Source organism: Leifsonia sp. L25 (assembly GCF_050632895.1).
The window spans coordinates 2,272,448-2,289,723 of record NZ_JBODRZ010000003.1; the positions used below are offsets into that span (position 1 = coordinate 2,272,448).

Consider the following 17,276-nt stretch of genomic DNA (forward strand, 5'->3'; position numbering starts at 1 on the left):
GCTCCGACCGGCATCGATCCGGTGACCTTTCGATTTTCAGTCGAAATCCTAGGACCTAATATGACCCCGTAGGAGCTAAAACCGTTGATTTTCCGCGGGTTTGTTATCTCCTGTGATCTCATTAGACCCCATGTGATCTCACTCAGTTGTAGTCAAAATGTAGTCACGCGGCCGCGGCGGGCTCGGCGTTCTAAAGTGTGAAACAGTGCATGGATCATGCGTAGTCCCATGAATAAGGGAGTGCGGTCCAGTTGTTGTTCGGCCAGGCTAGAGTTATGCCATTTGCTCTCCCCGACGACGCATTCAACAGCGTCGCATTCGCTGACCTCGATACGCTCACGGATCGCGAGCTACATGACCTTAACTCGGCGTTGATGGGCTCCTCGGATGTGAGCCGGGCCGAACAGTGGCGATCGCGGATCTCAGACATCCTCGTCAGCCGGATATGAATGCGGTGTCGCGGATTCCACAAGCCCCGGGCTTGACGGTGTGTACATCAGGACGTCGTATCTCGCTCCGGATCTTCGGCGTCGCGCGTAGTTAGCGGATGTCGAAAGGCGTCTCTCGCGAGTGATTCCACATACGCCTCCGGTGTCATTCCTCGATCCGCGGAGCGGGTCAAGAGCGCTATGAAATCGTCGTGCTTGAACGTCAGTGTGAGCTCCCCCGAGTAGCTGCGCTGCAAAAACATGGCGGCCGCTTTCCCGTTGTGGTGAATACGCGAAGCCCCGAATTGGGATTTCAATCCAAACTTTAGACCGAATGCGAAGTCGCCACCACGGTCGTTTCACGCCGTGGAGTTCACCGTGAGCTGCCCGTGCCAGCGATAGACGGGTCGTATCGGATCGTTCAGCGCGAGGATGTAGTGATCTCGTACGCGAGATCTCCCGACCGCGGGGAGGTCGACGGATTGCGGTAACCGGCCGTCGACGAGTTCTACCCGACGTGAGATCGCACCACGGGAGGAGCGGAAGATCGCATCCCTGGTGAGTCGTCTCAGATCCTCGGTCATGCCATCAAAATACGCTCCGACGAGCGGGTTTGCACCGGGGATGCGCCCTGGGGATGCCGGCCGGCCCGTGTCGGGTTGAGACGTATCCGAGCCGAATGCGTTTCGACGGGCGGCCGGGCATCCCTGGGTGATCACCAGACTAAGGGTTGACGGGTCGTGTCCTCAATATGGAGGACACAATCCCGTCAATTCTTGACGGGTTCCGGTGCCGTACAGAGCTGCTTCCAGGCGCGGCTGAAGTGGTTGAGCGGGCCCGGGCCGTGGCCAACGTCCAGGTCGTCTGCGGACTGGAGGCTGGCTGTCAGCCATTTCTTGGAGACGTTCAGCGCGGTTCCCCAGTCGTCGAGGCGTGCGCGGTTCGTGGCGAGCGCCGCCGACAGTGAGCAACCGGTGCCGTGTGTGTTCGCCGTGGCGACGCGCGGGGTGGTGGTCCGGGTGACGGGTCGGCCGGTGCCGAGCGTGTCGTGGGCGTCGACGAGTGCGTCGGGGGAGGTGGGCCCGCCGAGGTGGCCGCCGGTGACGAGGACGGCGACCGCGAAGTGGGCGGAAAGCCGCTGGGCCTGCGCTATCGCGGCCTCCCATGACGACGCGCGTGGTTCGCCAGTGAGGACAGCAAGTTCGTCGAGATTGGGTGTGACGACGCTGCACAGCGGGAGGAGATCGCGGAGGGCGTGAGGGATGTCGTCGCGACCCAGCGTGCCGCCGGTGCTGGCTTTGAGGACGGGGTCGAGCACCACGATCGGCGGCGTGACCTTGACCAGCCAGGTCTCGACAACCCGTGCATTCTCGGCGGTCCCGAGCATCCCGATCTTGACGGCGTCGATGGTGACGTCGTCGCTGACCGCGTCGAGTTGCTCGGCGAGGAACGCCGCGGGTGGGGTGTGGATGGTGCGGACTTCGGTGGTGTTCTGGGCGACGAGGGCGGTGATGACGGCCATGCCGTAGCCGCCGTTGGCGGCGATGCTTTTGAGGTCGGCGTGGATTCCGGCGCCGCCGGTGGGGTCGGTGCCGGCGATGCTGAGCACGCGGGGGATGGGTTGCTCGCCGGGGGTCATGGCGCGACGTTAGCAGGTCCGGTTCGACGGGTTCCGGGATCGTGCGCTATGGTCAGTGCATCCACACGGGGGCCCTCGCAAGGGCTGAGATCGGGCTGACGCGGCCCGCGACCGTTCGAACCTGTCCGGGTAATGCCGGCGAAGGAAGTAGGAGTCTCCTCGATGGATTCTGTCGTATCTGCACGCGCTCTGGCTTATCTGCACGACACGGAGCACGACCTCCATGTGCCGGTCTCCCGGATCGGTTTGGACCCGTCTCCGGACGGCACCGCCAACCCGCCGGTGACGGTCTACCGGACCGAGGGCCCAGGAAGTGACCCGGTGGTCGGGTTGGCGCCCCTGCGCGAGGGCTGGATCGAAGCCCGCGACGACACGGAAGTGTATGAGGGTCGTCGGCGCAACCTTCAGGACGACGGCCGGTCGGCGATGCGCCGGGGTGAGGCGTCGGCGGAGTGGCGGGGTGCGAAGCCGCCGGTGCGGCGGGCGCTGCCGGGGCGCACGATCACGCAGATGCGGTACGCCCGCGACGGGGTGATCACCCCGGAGATGCGGTTCGTAGCGTTGCGGGAGAACTGCGACGTGGAGCTGGTGCGCTCCGAGGTCGCGGCCGGCCGGGCGATCATCCCGAACAACGTGAACCACCCGGAGTCGGAGCCGATGATCATCGGCAAGGCGTTCCTGGTGAAGATCAACGCGAACATCGGCAACTCGGCGGTGACGAGCTCGATCGCCGAGGAGGTCTCCAAGCTGCAGTGGGCGACCACGTGGGGTGCGGACACGGTGATGGACCTCTCCACCGGCGATGACATCCACACGACCCGGGAGTGGATCATCCGCAACTCCCCGGTCCCGATCGGTACGGTCCCGATCTACCAGGCGCTGGAGAAGGTGAACGGTGACGCGTCGGCGCTGACCTGGGAGGTGTACCGGGACACGGTCATCGAGCAGTGCGAGCAGGGCGTGGACTACATGACCGTCCACGCCGGGGTGCTGCTGCGGTACGTGCCGTTGACGGCGGAGCGGGTTACCGGGATCGTCTCCCGTGGCGGGTCGATCATGGCCGGCTGGTGCCTGGCCCACCACCAGGAGAACTTCCTCTACACGCACTTCGACGAGCTGTGCGAGATCTTCGCCCGCTACGACGTCGCGTTCTCCCTCGGCGACGGGCTGCGGCCCGGGTCGATCGCGGACGCGAACGACGCCGCCCAGTTCGCCGAGCTGGACACGCTCGCCGAGCTGACCAAGCGGGCCTGGGAGTACGACGTGCAGGTGATGGTCGAAGGCCCCGGCCATGTGCCGTTCCACCTGGTGAGGGAGAACGTGGAACGCCAGCAGGAGCTCTGCGACGGCGCCCCGTTCTACACCCTCGGCCCGCTGGTGACCGACATCGCCCCCGGCTACGACCACATCACCTCCGCGATCGGGGCGACCGAGATCGCCCGCTACGGCACCGCGATGCTCTGCTACGTCACCCCGAAGGAGCACCTGGGCCTGCCGGACCGGGACGACGTGAAGACCGGCGTCATCACCTACAAGATCGCCGCCCACGCCGCCGACCTCGCCAAGGGTCACCCGGGCGCACAGGCCAGGGACGACGCGCTGTCCAAGGCCCGGTTCGAGTTCCGCTGGCGCGACCAGTTCGCACTCTCGCTGGACCCGGTCACGGCGGAGGCGTTCCACGACGAGACCCTGCCGGCCGAGCCGGCGAAGACGGCGCACTTCTGCTCGATGTGCGGGCCGAAGTTCTGCTCGATGCGGATCTCCCAGGACATCCGCGACCAGTTCGGCGGCGTTACCGAGCAGCAGCGGGTCGCCGGGATGGCGGCCAAGTCCGCGGAGTTCGCCGAGGCCGGTGGGAAGGTCTACCTCCCCGCACCCAGCTCCACCCGGCCCTAACCGTGGTGCGTGAGGACCGGGAGCGCCGCGCGCAAGCGCCCGGCGCTGCCCGCCGGGTCAGCCGACTCGGTGATCGCCCGCACCACGACCACACGCTCAGCCCCGGCGGCGACGACCTCCGCGATGGTGGTCTCGTCGATGCCGCCGATCGCGAACCACGGCCGGGTCGAGGCGAAGTCGGCCGCGTAGCGGACCAGGTCGAGACCGACCCCGGCGCGGCCGGGCTTCGTCGGCGTCGCCCAGACCGGGCCGACGCAGAAATAGTCCAGGCCCTCAGCGGCGATCGCGGCTTCGATCTGCTCGACGCTGTGGGTGGAGAGCCCGATCGCCGTCTGCGCGCCAACGACCGTGCGGGCGACCGGGACGGGGAGGTCCTTCTGTCCGAGGTGCAGTACCGGGGCCTGGGAGACCAGGGCGATGTCGGCGCGGTCGTTGACCGACCAGAGCTTCCCGTGCCGGGCGGCGACCTCGGCGAGGACGGTGAGGACGTCGAGCTCCTCGCCGCCCTCGAGGGTCTTGTCCCGCAACTGGATGATGTCGACCCCTCCGGAGAACGCGGCGCCCACGAAGTCGGCGAAGTCGCCCTGACGGGTGCGGGCATCGGTGCAGAGGTAGAGCTGTGCGGCGGCGAGGGACATGAGGTCAGCGTAGCCGGGGCCGCGAGCCGCTCCGACCGGACCGTCGTCGACATAGCGGTCGTCGGCGGCGGGATCATCGGCCTGGCCATCGCCTGGCGGATCGCCCGGTCCGGCCGCAACGTCCGGTTATTCGACCCGGCGCCGGCCCGCGGCGCCACCTTCGCCGCGGCCGGGATGCTCGCCCCGGTGAGCGAGTACCACTACCAGGAGGACGCCCTCCTCCCGCTCATGCTCGCCTCGGCCGCCCGGTACCCGGAGTTCATCCGCGAGCTCTCCCCGAACGGCGAACCGACCGGGTATCTGCCGACGGAGACCCTGCTGGTGGGGGTCGATGCCGGCGACCGGCAGGCGTTGGCCGGCCTCCATTCCGCCCACCGTCGCTGGAACCTCGACGTCCAGAGGCTGACGACAGGCGCCGCCCGAGCGCAGGAGCCCCTGCTCGGCCCACGCGTGACGTCCGCCTACATTGTCGGCGGCGACCATCAGGTCGACCCGCGCACCCTCGCAGCCCGCCTGGTCGACGATCTGATCCGAACCGGCCGCGGCGTCATCGTGCGAGAGAGGGTGGTCGGGCTGCTCCACGCGGATTCGGCAGACCCGGACTCGCGCGTGACCGGCGTGCGGACCGAGAACGAGGAGGTCTCGGCGGAGGAGGTCGTCCTCGCCAACGGCCTCGGCGCAAACGAGCTCGAAGCCCTTCCGGGCGGATTGCACCTCCCGCTGCGACCGGTGTTCGGTGACATCCTGCGGTTACGTGTTCCGGTCGCCCTCCAGCCGCTGCTCTCGGCCACCGTGCGCGGCCTCGTCCACGGCGAGAGCGTCTACCTCGTCCCACGCTCCGACGGAACGCTCGTCATCGGAGCGACGCAGCGCGAGGACGGGATGCCCGGAGTCTCCGCCGGCGCCGTCCATCGCCTCCTGCGCGATGCGCAGGAGCTCCTGCCTGCCGTGGCCGACCTGGAACTGGTCGAAGCGACCGCGCGAGCCCGCCCGGCGACACCGGACAACGCCCCCTGCTCGGCCGGATGACCGGACCAGACGGCGCCGATGTGCCGGGACTGATCGTCGCCACTGGATTCTTCCGCCACGGCGTCCTGCTCGCCCCGATCGCCGCCGACATCTGCCTCCACCTCATCAACGGGGAGCACGACCCGCGTTGGGACGACATCCGTCCCGACCGATTCGCGACTCGAAACAGCCCCAGGACCATCGCAGGAAGGATCCGCGCATGATCACGATCACCGTCAACGGCCAGCCGCAGGAGAGAGAGGTGACACTGTCGGTCGCGGACCTCGTCGAGGAACGCACCGGCATCCGGGTCGGCGCTGGGGGAGCGACCTCCGGCGCAGCGCCACTCGGCATCGCCGTCGCGGTCAACTCCGCCGTCATTCCGCGCAGCGGCTGGGCGGGCGAAGAGCTCGCCGACGGAGACATCATCGAGATCGTCAGCGCGACCCAGGGAGGATGACCATGCTCACGGAAACGATCGGCCCGGACGCGGCCCCGGAGACCGAGAACCTCCCCGCCGGCATTCTCCGAATCGATGGCGTGGAGTTCACGTCCCGCCTGATCATGGGCACCGGCGGCGCCTCGAGCCATGCCGGTCTCGGCGCGGCACTGACCGCCTCCGGCACGCAGCTGACCACCGTGGCGATGCGCCGGCATGACCCCTCCGCCGAGGGCTCCCTGTTCCGCCTGATCGCCGACAAAGGCATCCGACTTCTGCCGAACACCGCCGGCTGCCTGACCGCCCGGGAGGCCGTCCTCACCGCTGAACTCGCCAGGGAAGCGCTCGCGACCGATTGGATCAAACTGGAGGTGATCGCGGACGAGGACACCCTCCTGCCCGACGGCGCCGAGCTGGCCTCCGCCACCGAGGAACTCGTCCAGCGCGGCTTCACCGTGTTCGCCTACACCAACGACGACCCCGCTCTGGCACGCCGGCTCGAGGACCTCGGCGCCGCAGCGGTCATGCCCCTCGGCGCGCCCATCGGCACCGGCCTCGGCATCCTCAATCCGCACAACATCGCACTGATCGTCGAGCGCGCGAACGTCCCGATCGTCCTCGACGCCGGCATCGGCACCGCCTCCGACGCAGCCCTGGCGATGGAGCTCGGCTGCGACGCCGTCCTGCTGGCCACCGCCGTCACCCGCGCCCAGGACCCCGTCGGCATGGCCACCGCCTTCCGCCACGCCGTGATCGCAGGCCGGCTCGCCGCCCTCTCCGGGCGTATCCCCCGCCGCACCAGAGCGCTCGCCTCCTCGTCGATGGAAGGCCGACCCGACCTGTGACCGCAACGACCGACCGCGACAGCATGACGCCCCTCGTCGAACCCGCATCCGAACTGGAGGCCGACGAATACGACCGGTATTCGAGGCACATCCTGCTGCCCGAGATCGCAGTCCTCGGCCAGCGCAGACTGAAGAACGCTCGCGTGTTCGTCATCGGCGCCGGAGGACTCGGCTCCTCCGTCCTCCTCTACTTGGCCGCCGCCGGCGTGGGAACACTCGGCATCATCGACGACGACCGCGTCGAGACGAGCAACCTCCAGCGCCAGGTCATCCACAGCGCCGACGACGTCCACCGCCTCAAAGTCGACTCCGCACGCGACACGATCGCAGCGCTCAACCCGCTCGTCCGGGTCGAGACCTACCCATTCCGTCTGACGGCCGCGAACGCGCGAGCGCTGTTCGAGCAGTACGACCTCGTCATCGACGGAGCCGACAACTTCGCGACCCGATACCTCGTGTCCGACGCTGCGGAGATCACCGGGAAGCCCTGCGTGTGGGGCTCCATCCTCCGATTCGAAGCGCAGGTCAGCGTCTTCTGGAGCGCGCACGGCCCCACCTACCGCGACCTCTTCCCCGACTCGCCGCCACCCGAGTCAGCACCGTCGTGCGGGGAAGCAGGCGTCTTCGGCATGCTCTGCGGCGTCGCGGGGTCGATGATGGCCGCCGAGGCCGTCAAGCTCATCACGGGTACCGGGCGATCCCTACTGGGACGGCTCGCCACCTTCGACCTCAAGGACGCCTCCTGGCGGGAACTCCACGTTGTCAGAGACCCCGCACGACACGTCCCCGCGCGTCTGGCCGACGACCCCGACTCGTGCAACCCCGAAGTCGTAGCCGACCATGACGTGGACTCGATCACCGTCCCGGAACTCGAGCACCTGCTTCGGGAACGCTCTGGTGGGAGGTCGGAGTTCGAGCTCGTCGACGTGCGAGAACAGGACGAGTGGGTCGCCGGACACATCCCCGAGTCGCGGCTGGTGCCGCTCAGCCGCCTCAGGCGAAACGCTGCCATCGACGGCACACCGTTCGAACGACGCATCGTCCTCTACTGCAAAGCAGGGCCGCGAGCCCGCACAGCGCAATCGATTCTCGGAGCTGCCGGTTACGCGGACGTCATTGTCGTGACGGGAGGGTTCGACGAATGGGCACGAAGACTGGTGCATGGAACGTGGTGACGATGGCGTCGGGCGGGCCGGTGTTCCGGGACGAGACACGGCCGCGCCGAACAATGGCGGTCACAGAGTTCCGACATCCTCGTCAGCCGGATTTGATAATCTGCTGAACCTCTAGCTGTAGTTCCCCGTGAGGTTGTGAACGCGGGCTGCGGGTGTTGAGCCGCCGATTCCGGTGTGGGGTCGGTGGTGATTGTAGTGATGGAGCCAGTGCAGGTAGGCAGCCGCGCGTGAGTCTTCGTCGGCGTAGGCGATGGCGTAAGCCCATTCGGTTTCCAGAGTGCGGTTGAACCGCTCGACCTTGCCGTTGGTTTGCGGTCGGTAGGGGCGAGTCTTGCGATGCTGGATGGTGCCGAGCGCGTCGGCGAAGTCGTTGGATCGGTAGCAGGCTCCGTTGTCGGTCATCACGGCGGTGACGGTGATTCCGGCATGTTGGAAGAACGCATTCGCGCGAAGCCAGAACGCGGCCGCGGTCTCTTTGCGCTCGTCGTCGAGAATCTCCGAGTAGGCCAACCGGGAGTAGTCATCGACGGCGTGGTGCAGATAGCGGTAGCCCCGTGAGGCGGGCGCTCCTCTGCGGGCAGCGCGCGAGCGGGCGGCTCCCGCTCGGCGGTTCTGCTCCGAGACGCGGCCGTGTGCCCTCCAGCCTCCGCCGTCGGGGACGCGGCCCTGCTTCTTGATATCGACGTGGACGAGCTGGCCCGGCGAGGCGACCTCGTAGCGGATCGGTTTCGGTCTGCGAACCGGTAACCCGGTGCTGGCGTCAAGATGGGTCAGCAATGGCATCCGGTAACGGGCCAACACCCGACCGACCGTCGAACGGTGCAAGCCGAGGTGATACGCGATCCGATGCGGACCCCACCGGCGCGTGAAGCGCAACGCGACGATCCGCCGCTCGACGCGCCGACTCAACCGCGACGGCGATGTCGATGGACGGCAGCTGCGATCAGTCAACGGCAAACCAGCCCGGTAACGGTCAGCCCACCGCTTCGCCGTGGCCGGCGAGCACTGGAACCGATCCGCAGCACGCCGCAACGGCCAGCCCCGCTCCACGACCAGGACGGCAAGACGACGACGCCCCTCCGGCGTCAACGGTGCATTAGCGTGAGTCACGAAGACCTCCGAGAACGATTGGTGTGTGGTAACCCACATCGTTCCGGAGGTCTTCGCCTAAGTCACGCGTTCACAACGTGTCGGGGAACTACATCTAGCCGTCGGGTCGGTCGTGGTGGCGAAACGATGATGGCCGCCTCTCGAGGCGGCCATCGCAATCGACGCAGGGAACTAGCGAGCGGGACGTGCAGCTCGAGCTGTCGTGATCGCAGTTCGAGCGAACTGGTTGCTGAACGTCTCTGCTTGGACCTTGACCCAGTTGTCATTGACTGCGAACGCCCAGAACAACAGCAACGCAATGTGGCCGAGAACGACGACGAGACCTACGAGTGGGACGGAGGTGAAGAACAGCACGACGGCGTTGACCGCCAATCCAGCGAGTATGACTCCGACCGCAACACCCTTCACGGCACGGGTGTTTCTTCGGAAGCCGTACCGAGCGTTCTCGTGTCGGACGAGGGACGCGTCTATCCCATCCCGGCGGATCACACTGATCGCCAGATCGATTGCCCCGCGGTACCGGGTGTCTGCCTGCTCTGGGTTGGAAGTCTCCTCCGCAGCGGTGGGGAGATCCTCACCGGTCAGCTGGCAGATCGCTTCGCGCAGCCGTCGACGCGATTCGGTGTCCCCGCTGTCGCGGTGACGCAGCGCCCGCGTCGTCGGCAGCCCATCCCACTCGGAGACGAGGCGCTCCTGCAGAAGTCGCCCTCTGCCTCGGACGAGTTCGTTCGCGACGGAGATGATGCCGACGACACCGAGGGCCGGGATGCTAATCCCGACCCACGGCGTGTTGACGAGGTAGAGGACGAATAGCAGCAGCGGCAACATCAGCACCACTGCTGGCGCAGTCCTCGCCTGCAGGGTGTAGCTGTCGAAGCCGCTAATCGTCTTCCTCCAGGGGGCCAATCCCGGTGATCGGACCCCAGCCGTCCCGCTTCGTTCCGGGCGACCAGTAGGCGATGGTCTTCCCCTCGGTGACATACACTCCCGCGCCACGTCGTCCCAGCGCGTTGGTGACCTTCGGTGAGGGTGCTTCTCGGAGTTCTTCGCGCTGCTGATGTAGGCGTCGGTCTTCCGGAACCCGTGGTCGATCGGTCCGAGAATCCGGTCGAGGATGTCCGGGCCGACGTTGCGATGGCTTCCGTGGTGAGGTGCCTGGAACAAGTCGAGCGGGTATGCGCTGAATGCTCCGACGTGTGCCTCATACTCGTCCGCTGCCGCCTCGAGCGAAGGGATGCCGGCGTCTCCGGTGAACATCAGCCGCTTCCCGTCGACCTGGAGGAGCGTGATTACCGAGCTCTTGTTCCGGGGGCTGGTTTCGTCGGAGTTTGTGAGCGTCTCCGACGGGTACAGTGCACGCACGCGCTCGAGGACCTTAACGCCCTTGGTAAGCGAGGTTGCAATTCCATTCTCCTGTAGAGAAAGACTTTGCTGGCGCGAGCGAGCTACGTGCTCTCTCGGAGTTCAGTCCACGCCGGAACGAGGTGTTCAGCCGCAACTATCTCAATGGGAAGTACGCAGCGATACCTCGTATCGATCAGCACGCGTTCTTGGATCTCTGGGATGAAACGGGTGAGCTCGAACCGTGATTCCCCCCGCCCAGGACCTCGCTCGCAAGGCCCCTAGTCGCGAACCGAGGTCGTTCATTCTTGTGCTGCATGAGCGTCCTGTTCATGAGGAGTATGTGCAGTGGGTCAAGCAACAGACGCACCACCATCCGATCGCCCTGGAACCGATGCCCACGGACGATCCGCTCAAGAACATCCGGTTTGCCCGTGAACGCGCCACAATCGCGCGCGAGCAGGGCGCGGCGTACGACGAGGTCTGGTGCGTGTTCGATCGACTACCTGACGGGGTTGCTGAACTCGTGGCGGATAGTTCCGAGCTTTCTGGTGTCCGGCTTGTAGATAACACCCCCAACTTCGAATTATGGCTGCTGCTCCATTTCGCGGACTTGGCTCCGGGAACTAGTCCTGAAGTTCAGCTCGTCAAGTTCCTCCCCGGCTATCAAGGAGCGCTTGCAGGCGACGAGTCTGCGCTCCAAGGTCGATACGACCACGCAAGGTTGCGGGCGACGGCGCTTCCGCCTTCTCACGGGCACACCAATACCTTCTCGCTCGTCGATTCGGTGTTGCAGTCCTACGAAGACTTCAAAGGCGACGGCCCCGCGACTGTCGACCTCTAACCCGGCTAGCGGGGTCTGCCGGCTCCCGAGCGCCATCCATTTCCTTGCGTTTCGACCCGCTTCAGGTGGTGTATTGCGCCAGCCTTCAGCGAAGGCTTCGATGTATTGACACGGCGGCTGTTGCCTCAGTCCGGGTGACCGTGGCGTCGGGCAGACTGGTGGGGTGGAACGTGAGCCTCCGGCGCCAAGGCCGTTTGGTGTCTCTGCTGATGAAGCGGTCGAGTTGTGCCGCGAATGGATGATCTATCTGGGCGCAGTGGACACTGTCGCCGCGCAAGATCCTGCCCGGCAGCTCTGCGACCTCTACAGTTCCCGGTACCTCGCCTGGGTCGATAACGGACGGGGGAACCTGGATATCGATGCGGTGGAGAATGCTGCGAGGCTAGCGACCTCCGATGGCCGGCAGGCGTTGATCTTCGTGCGAGGGGGAGTTCGACCGGTGGCGCAGCAACAGGCCGACGCCCTGGGCGTGGCGATCCTCTGGTACCACGCTGTCGACGCAACCTTGGCGGGCGCGAGTCGACCCGGTCTTGCGGTCGTGGCCTCAGGGCTGAGGACGGCCTAATCCACCGTCCAAGTCAGAGGCGCAGGGAAGGCGACGGAGCTTCGCTCGCGGTCGACGCTCGTGTCGGGTCGGTGCGGGATGCTCGTGCGAGCTCGCGACGGGAGGCGATCCGAGACTTCTCGAGCGTCTCTTCTCGCGGATGGCGCTGCATGGTGTCGCCTAGTTCGGCGATCGCGGCCCGTGCGGTTCCCGCGATGACGACGGCTTCGTTTCTTCCTCTGCCGCGGGTGAGACCGACGTAGAGGCCGGCTGCGTCGACGCCGGGGCCGACGATGGATCGTTCGGTGGTTTCCCCTTGGACTCCGTAGACGGTGCCGGCGTATCCGAGGTGCAGGTGGGATCCGGCGTACTCGTGGGTGATCTTCCTGAGGTGGGACGAGTCGGTGAGACTTGTTAGAAGCACGTGGTCTTTGGTGATGGCCTTGATAATCCAGGTCTGGCGGTTCTCCACCCCGGACGTGTTGTCGTTGCGTCGAGTCTGAACGACGTCGCCCACAAAGCACGGCTGATCGGCCTGACCGAGTACCTGACGGTCGGTGGTGAGGTCGCCGGACGCGATGCGCTGAGTTTGGATGCTTTCGTTGATCTGTTGCGCTTCGGCATGGGTGGCGGTCACCAGGGCGATCGTCTGCCCGTGTCCGCTCGCGTCGAACCATCCGTCGACCATCGTCTGCCGGGCGTCGACCTCCGTGGTGACGGACGTGACATGCCCTTTTTCTATTAGCTCCCCTGCGATCCGCTGTCCTTCTTCGGCGCCGTCGGCGTCGCGGAGTCGCAGCGTGAGGTCGGCCCAATCGGGATCACGGAACCGATGGATATTTGTGAGTTCGATCCGGCCGAAGGCTGCGGATCGGAACAGGGCCATGGCACCGGAATGTCCGACAGGGAGGGCTTGGTAGTCGTCGCCGACCACCGCGATAGTTGCTCGTGTGCGTTCGATGACGTCCAGAAGCGCGTTTGCGGCTTCGAGGTCGAGCATGCCGGCCTCATCGACCACGATCCGGTCACCTGGTCGGATCGCGATTCGAGGGCCGCGATACTCCGCTCCGGTCGTGGGGTCGATAGCTCCGGGGAGCAGTCGCGTCCACTCCGTGTTGCCAGAGGCGCTCGTTGTCCAACGCCATCCGTAGTCGTGGAGGAGCTGGTGGAGGGAGGAGGCGGCGCTGTTGGTTTCTCGGCCGGCGACGGTAGAGGCCTTCTTGGTCGGAGCGACGATGATCATGTTGTGTCCGTGCCGGCGAAGCGCGGCTCCGGCGACCTTGAGCATGGTGGTCTTACCCGTTCCCGCGGCCCCGGTGATGGAGACGATCGAGGCTGTTCCGGCGAGGGCGGCAGCACCATCTGCCTGGTCGCCATCGAGGACACGCTCCGGGTCGAGCGCGTGAGCGATCGCCGTGATCTCGCGGGTCGAGACGGCATCTCCGGGTGCTGCCATCGCGTCGATCCGGTTCGCAAGAGTGGTCTTCAGAACAACGGTTGCGGTGGCCATCCGATGCTTGACGTGCTTCGGCGTGTCAGGATCGTTCAGCAACGTCACCGTGTAAGTGCGAGCAGCAGCCTCTGAGACCGCGTCAACAGTTGCGGCAAGTTCAGTGCGCTCGGCCAGAACCCCCGAGGCCGCGATCGCGCGGATGGCGCCGGCCCGGATGTCCAGGTCGCTGAATCGGCCGCCCGTGCCTGTTGAACGTGCATCCGCGTCAACGATTGCTCTGGCCGCGAGAAGCTCCAGGTCCAGGTCGTCGATCGAGACCGCAGCAAGGCGAACGGGGGAGGGGGTTTGTCTGATCGTCGGGTCCACCGAACTCAGCTCTTGCCGAATTAGCTCGGCCCAGTTGTCTTCGTCGAGGTGCCCGGGCTTGTTCGGCCGGTTGGCTGCCCACGCCCACCGGTCGATCTGATTCAGCACGTCGTGGGAAGGCTCCTGTCCGGGGTGCTGTTGCTTCCACCATGCGGTGCGGGCAATCTTGTTGGCTTCGATCTGCGCGGACCGCTTCGACAGGGGACGTACCAGGTGCTGCAACTGGGCGATCTCACCGTCCTCGTTGAGAGTGAACCCTTTCGCGGCGAGGGCGGTGATCCATGCGGGGTCGGTGCGGGCGGCGAGGTCGCCTTCGGCGTTGATGACGTTTTGGAACCGCAACGCAACCCGGGTGTCCAGGTTGGACCATTTCCCGTCGCCACCTTGGACTTTCACGTTCAACCACAGGTGCCGGTGCTTGTGTGGGTCCAGTGAGCGGGAGCGTTCATGCTTGAGCTCGACCACCTCGACTCGAGCGAGGTCTTCTCGGATGCAGCCGCCCTTCCCGCGCCGTGCGTTGAGTTCTTCCTGCCAGAGGTGGATGATCCGGTCCCTTAGTCGGTCCTGGAGGTCTTCGTATGCCGCGTTCAACTCCGGGTCCAGCATCGCCGCGATGCTGAACGACTTCGGCGCGTTGATGGTCGCATCCAGCACCAGGTCCGCGTTCGGGGAGGACATCTCGAACCCGCGATGCTCACCGGTGAGTGGGTCGCCGCCATCGACCCAGGTGCGCAGCTGCTTCCGGGTGAGCAGATCATCGCGGATGGACCCGTTCTCCACGATGTACCGGGTCATCACCGCACCCGCGTAATCCGCTGCCGCGAGCACCCCTTGCGCGGTCTTCGCGGTCAGGTGGGAATCGCAGACACCGCCGAACGCGTACGCGATCGCTTGCCTCACCCCATGTGAGGCAACCCCTCGTTTCCACCGCGCCACACCCCCGCGCATGGCGCCCAGGATACTCCCATTCCACAGAAAGTGCCTGCGTGCATTCGCTCTTGTTTATGTCTATCGCTCTTGTCGTGTCATTTGTGCTCCTTCCGTCTTCTGTCTCCATCACTGCTTTCAGATCTCCTCGTTTTGGGGTTTCCCTTGCGTGCTCCTTGTTCCGCTTCTCCTAGTTGCCTTCTTGGTCGCGCAGCGGCACGATCCTGACCGAGATCCGCGGTCCGCAGTACATCCGTCTCCGGCTATCTGCCCCTGTACATCGCGCAGCAAGGAGCTCGAACCGGGTCACGTAGGTCATCGGTTCATCCGCACGGAACCCGGCACGAATACCGATTCCAGCCCGATCCCGACCAGGTCCGAGGCACGCCGTCGGCTGACGCTGAAGGACGGACGCAGCGAATGAACCACAAGCGGCGCAACGCTCGGATCCCCTTCAAGCGCTCGGATCCCCTTCAGTGGCTCGAGCTCTTCTCCCGGGCGGGTCGGCCCTGTCGGCGCTCGTTAGGAATTGAGCAGAAACGCTCGTGAGGAATTGAGCACCTGATCCAGATTGGACGGGTGATCACCTTGGAGCATTGGGCCTTGATTCGGCGGCTGCACTTGGCAGAGGGAGTGCCGAAGGCGCAGATCGCCAGACAGCTCGGGCTGTCGCGGAACACGGTGGCGAGGGCGTTGGCCTCGCCAGCGCCGCCGACCTATCAGCAGCCGCCGAGACCGTCGGCGTTCGACGAGCTCGAGCCGCGGGTCCGGTCGCTGCTGGCCGAGTTCCCGACGATGCCGGCGACGGTGATCGCCGAACGAGTCGGTTGGGCAGGGTCGCCGTCGTGGTTCCGGAAACGGGTCGCCCTGCTGCGGCCGGAGTATTCACCGAAGGACCCAGCCGACCGGCTGGACTACTCCCCGGGCGACCAGGTCCAGTGCGATCTCTGGTTCCCGCCAGCGCGGATTCCGACTGGGACCGGCCAATGGGCGTCCTTCCCGGTGCTGGTGATGGTCGCCTCGTATTCACGGTTCATCACCGCCCGGATGCTACCCACCCGCAAGACACCGGACCTGCTGGCCGGCATGTGGTCGCTGCTGAGTGGGCAGCTGGGCGCCGTTCCCCGACGACTGATCTGGGATAACGAGGCCGGCATTGGCCGCCGCAACCATCTCGCGGAGGGCGTCACCGGGTTCTGCGGGACGCTGGCCACTCGGATTGTTCAGCTCAAGCCCTTCGATCCGGAGTCCAAGGGCATCGTCGAACGAGCGAACCAGTTCCTGGAGACCTCGTTCATGCCTGGCCGCCAGTTCGAGCACCCCGACGACTTCAACGCCCAGCTGGCGACCTGGCTGACCAGAGCGAATCAACGAACGGTCCGATCGCTCCAGACCCGGCCGACTCAGCTGATCGAGCTGGACCGGAGGTCGATGCTGGCGTTGCCGCCGTTGGACCCGCAGGCCGGGTTCCGCAACCGGATCCGGGTCGGCCGGGACTACTACACGCCCGTGCTCGGCAATGACTACTCCGTCGACCCGGCGGCGATCGATCGGATGGTCGATGTCAGCGCCGACTTGGAGCGGGTCCAAGCGCGTCTCGCCGGTCGGCTGGTCGCCGACCATCCCCGCAGCTGGGGACGCGCCGGACGGATCACCGACCCCGAACACGTCAGCAGCGCCGGCCGGCTGCGGGTCGCGTTCCAGCAACCGTGGCCGAAGACGATCGAGGATGCCGGGATCCTGCGGGATCTGGCCGACTACGACGCCTTCTTCGGCATCACCCTCGACCAGGAAGAGCACACCGCATGACTAGCACCGCGATCAAGCAGATCGACCATCTCGCCCGGGCGCTGAAGGCGCCGCGCATCCAGGAGCACGCTGCCCGGCTGGCCGAGCAGGCCCGCGACGCCGGGTGGTCCCACGAGGAATACTTAGCTGCCGTCCTGGATCGGGAGGTTTCGGCCCGGGACTCCTCCGGATCGGATCTGCGGATCCGGGCGGCCGGGTTCCCCGCCCGCAAGACGATCGAGGACTACGTGTTCGATCACCAACCCGCGCTGAAGCGCGACACGATCTTGCACCTGGCCGGCGGGGCTTTTCTCGCGGGCGGGCAGAACGTCGTCCTGATCGGTCCGCCCGGGACTGGCAAGACACACCTGGCGATCGCGCTCGGGATCAGAGCCGCCCACCTGGGTCACCGGGTTCTGTTCGGCACCGCAACCGAATGGGTAACCCGCCTGCAAGCCGCCCACACGGTTGGCAAGCTCGGCGCTGAGCTGGCCAAGCTGCGCCGTTACGGGCTGATCATCGTCGACGAGGTCGGCTACATCCCGATCGAGCAGGACGCCGCGAACTTGTTCTTCCAACTCGTCTCATCCCGTTACGAACACGCGTCGTTGATCCTGACCAGCAACATGCCCTTCGCCCGCTGGGGCGACGTCTTCTCCGACCAAGTCGTCGCCGCGGCCATGATCGACCGCATCGTCCACCACGCCGAAGTCGTCACACTGAAGGGCTCCAGCTATCGACTCCGAAACACCGAGATCGAGACGCTACCCTCCGTCCGCGCCGAAAACGCGGCAAACTAACCACACAACGAAGTGCTCAATTCCTCACGAGCGAA

Annotated in this window: 16 protein-coding genes and 1 riboswitch; of the genes, 10 read left to right on the forward strand and 6 right to left on the reverse strand. The window is 66.0% G+C overall.

Annotated elements, in window-relative coordinates:
- Positions 1-787 precede the first annotated feature (787 nt).
- Together ACRAWC_RS15320 and thiD are read right to left on the reverse strand one after the other, a co-directional pair.
- A complete protein-coding gene (locus ACRAWC_RS15320; protein WP_431348508.1) occupies positions 788-1,012 on the reverse strand; it encodes a hypothetical protein in 225 nt (74 codons plus the stop codon).
- A gap of 185 nt (positions 1,013-1,197) precedes the next feature.
- Positions 1,198-2,067, reverse strand: coding sequence for a bifunctional hydroxymethylpyrimidine kinase/phosphomethylpyrimidine kinase (gene thiD, locus ACRAWC_RS15325; RefSeq protein ID WP_431348509.1), 870 nt, complete (start codon positions 2,065-2,067; stop codon positions 1,198-1,200).
- Positions 2,068-2,122: 55 nt separating this feature from the next.
- Positions 2,123-2,231, forward strand: a riboswitch (TPP riboswitch).
- On the opposite strand from thiD, the gene thiC reads away from it, so the two are divergent.
- Positions 2,230-3,963: a phosphomethylpyrimidine synthase ThiC gene (thiC, locus tag ACRAWC_RS15330; protein ID WP_431348510.1), complete on the forward strand. Its 1,734-nt coding sequence runs from the start codon at positions 2,230-2,232 to the stop codon at positions 3,961-3,963. Its footprint overlaps the riboswitch before it by 2 nt.
- On the opposite strand, the gene thiE is transcribed toward thiC, so the two are convergent.
- The gene (thiE, locus tag ACRAWC_RS15335) at positions 3,960-4,601 is read right to left on the reverse strand and encodes a thiamine phosphate synthase (protein WP_431348511.1); all 642 of its coding nucleotides are present in this window, start codon (positions 4,599-4,601) and stop codon (positions 3,960-3,962) included. The genes thiC and thiE overlap by 4 nt on opposite strands.
- Positions 4,602-4,688: 87 nt before the next feature.
- On the opposite strand from thiE, the gene ACRAWC_RS15340 reads away from it, so the two are divergent.
- From ACRAWC_RS15340 to moeB, 5 genes are all read left to right on the forward strand, one after another.
- Positions 4,689-5,630 carry an FAD-dependent oxidoreductase gene (locus tag ACRAWC_RS15340; protein WP_431349456.1) on the forward strand — a complete coding sequence of 314 codons (942 nt, stop codon included), beginning with the start codon at positions 4,689-4,691 and terminating at the stop codon, positions 5,628-5,630.
- Positions 5,627-5,833, forward strand: a complete 207-nt coding sequence (locus ACRAWC_RS15345) for a hypothetical protein (protein ID WP_431347412.1) — start codon at positions 5,627-5,629, stop codon at positions 5,831-5,833. Before ACRAWC_RS15340 ends, ACRAWC_RS15345 begins: the two co-directional genes overlap by 4 nt.
- Positions 5,830-6,069 carry a sulfur carrier protein ThiS gene (thiS, locus tag ACRAWC_RS15350; RefSeq protein WP_431348512.1) on the forward strand — a complete coding sequence of 80 codons (240 nt, stop codon included), beginning with the start codon at positions 5,830-5,832 and terminating at the stop codon, positions 6,067-6,069. The genes ACRAWC_RS15345 and thiS overlap by 4 nt, the downstream gene beginning before the upstream one ends.
- Before the next feature lie 104 nt (positions 6,070-6,173).
- Positions 6,174-6,893, forward strand: a complete 720-nt coding sequence (locus ACRAWC_RS15355; RefSeq protein WP_431349457.1) for a thiazole synthase — start codon at positions 6,174-6,176, stop codon at positions 6,891-6,893.
- 23 nt (positions 6,894-6,916) lie between these two features.
- On the forward strand, positions 6,917-8,068 hold the full coding sequence (gene moeB / locus ACRAWC_RS15360) for a molybdopterin-synthase adenylyltransferase MoeB (RefSeq protein ID WP_431349458.1): 1,152 nt from the start codon (positions 6,917-6,919) through the stop codon (positions 8,066-8,068).
- 111 nt (positions 8,069-8,179) lie between these two features.
- Here the strand turns inward: moeB and ACRAWC_RS15365 are convergent, their stop codons facing one another.
- Both ACRAWC_RS15365 and ACRAWC_RS15370 read right to left on the reverse strand, forming a co-directional pair.
- Positions 8,180-9,178, reverse strand: a complete 999-nt coding sequence (locus tag ACRAWC_RS15365; protein ID WP_431346078.1) for an IS481 family transposase — start codon at positions 9,176-9,178, stop codon at positions 8,180-8,182.
- A 171-nt stretch (positions 9,179-9,349) separates the two neighbouring features.
- Entirely contained in the window at positions 9,350-10,540 is a 1,191-nt protein-coding gene (locus ACRAWC_RS15370) for a hypothetical protein (RefSeq protein ID WP_431348513.1), read from the reverse strand.
- 322 nt (positions 10,541-10,862) lie between these two features.
- Between ACRAWC_RS15370 and ACRAWC_RS15375 the strand changes: the two genes are divergently transcribed.
- Together ACRAWC_RS15375 and ACRAWC_RS15380 are read left to right on the forward strand one after the other, a co-directional pair.
- Positions 10,863-11,363, forward strand: coding sequence for an RloB family protein (locus tag ACRAWC_RS15375; protein WP_431348514.1), 501 nt, complete (start codon positions 10,863-10,865; stop codon positions 11,361-11,363).
- A gap of 163 nt (positions 11,364-11,526) precedes the next feature.
- Positions 11,527-11,928: a hypothetical protein gene (locus ACRAWC_RS15380; protein WP_431348515.1), complete on the forward strand. Its 402-nt coding sequence runs from the start codon at positions 11,527-11,529 to the stop codon at positions 11,926-11,928.
- A 13-nt stretch (positions 11,929-11,941) separates the two neighbouring features.
- Here the strand turns inward: ACRAWC_RS15380 and ACRAWC_RS15385 are convergent, their stop codons facing one another.
- Positions 11,942-14,626, reverse strand: coding sequence for an AAA family ATPase (locus ACRAWC_RS15385; RefSeq protein WP_431348516.1), 2,685 nt, complete (start codon positions 14,624-14,626; stop codon positions 11,942-11,944).
- A 615-nt stretch (positions 14,627-15,241) separates the two neighbouring features.
- Between ACRAWC_RS15385 and istA the strand changes: the two genes are divergently transcribed.
- Together istA and istB are read left to right on the forward strand one after the other, a co-directional pair.
- On the forward strand, positions 15,242-16,462 hold the full coding sequence (gene istA, locus ACRAWC_RS15390; RefSeq protein ID WP_407792084.1) for an IS21 family transposase: 1,221 nt from the start codon (positions 15,242-15,244) through the stop codon (positions 16,460-16,462).
- Positions 16,459-17,241 (forward strand): IS21-like element helper ATPase IstB, encoded by a 783-nt coding sequence (gene istB / locus ACRAWC_RS15395; protein ID WP_407792078.1) that lies wholly within the window; start codon positions 16,459-16,461, stop codon positions 17,239-17,241. Before istA ends, istB begins: the two co-directional genes overlap by 4 nt.
- Positions 17,242-17,276: the final 35 nt, after the last annotated feature.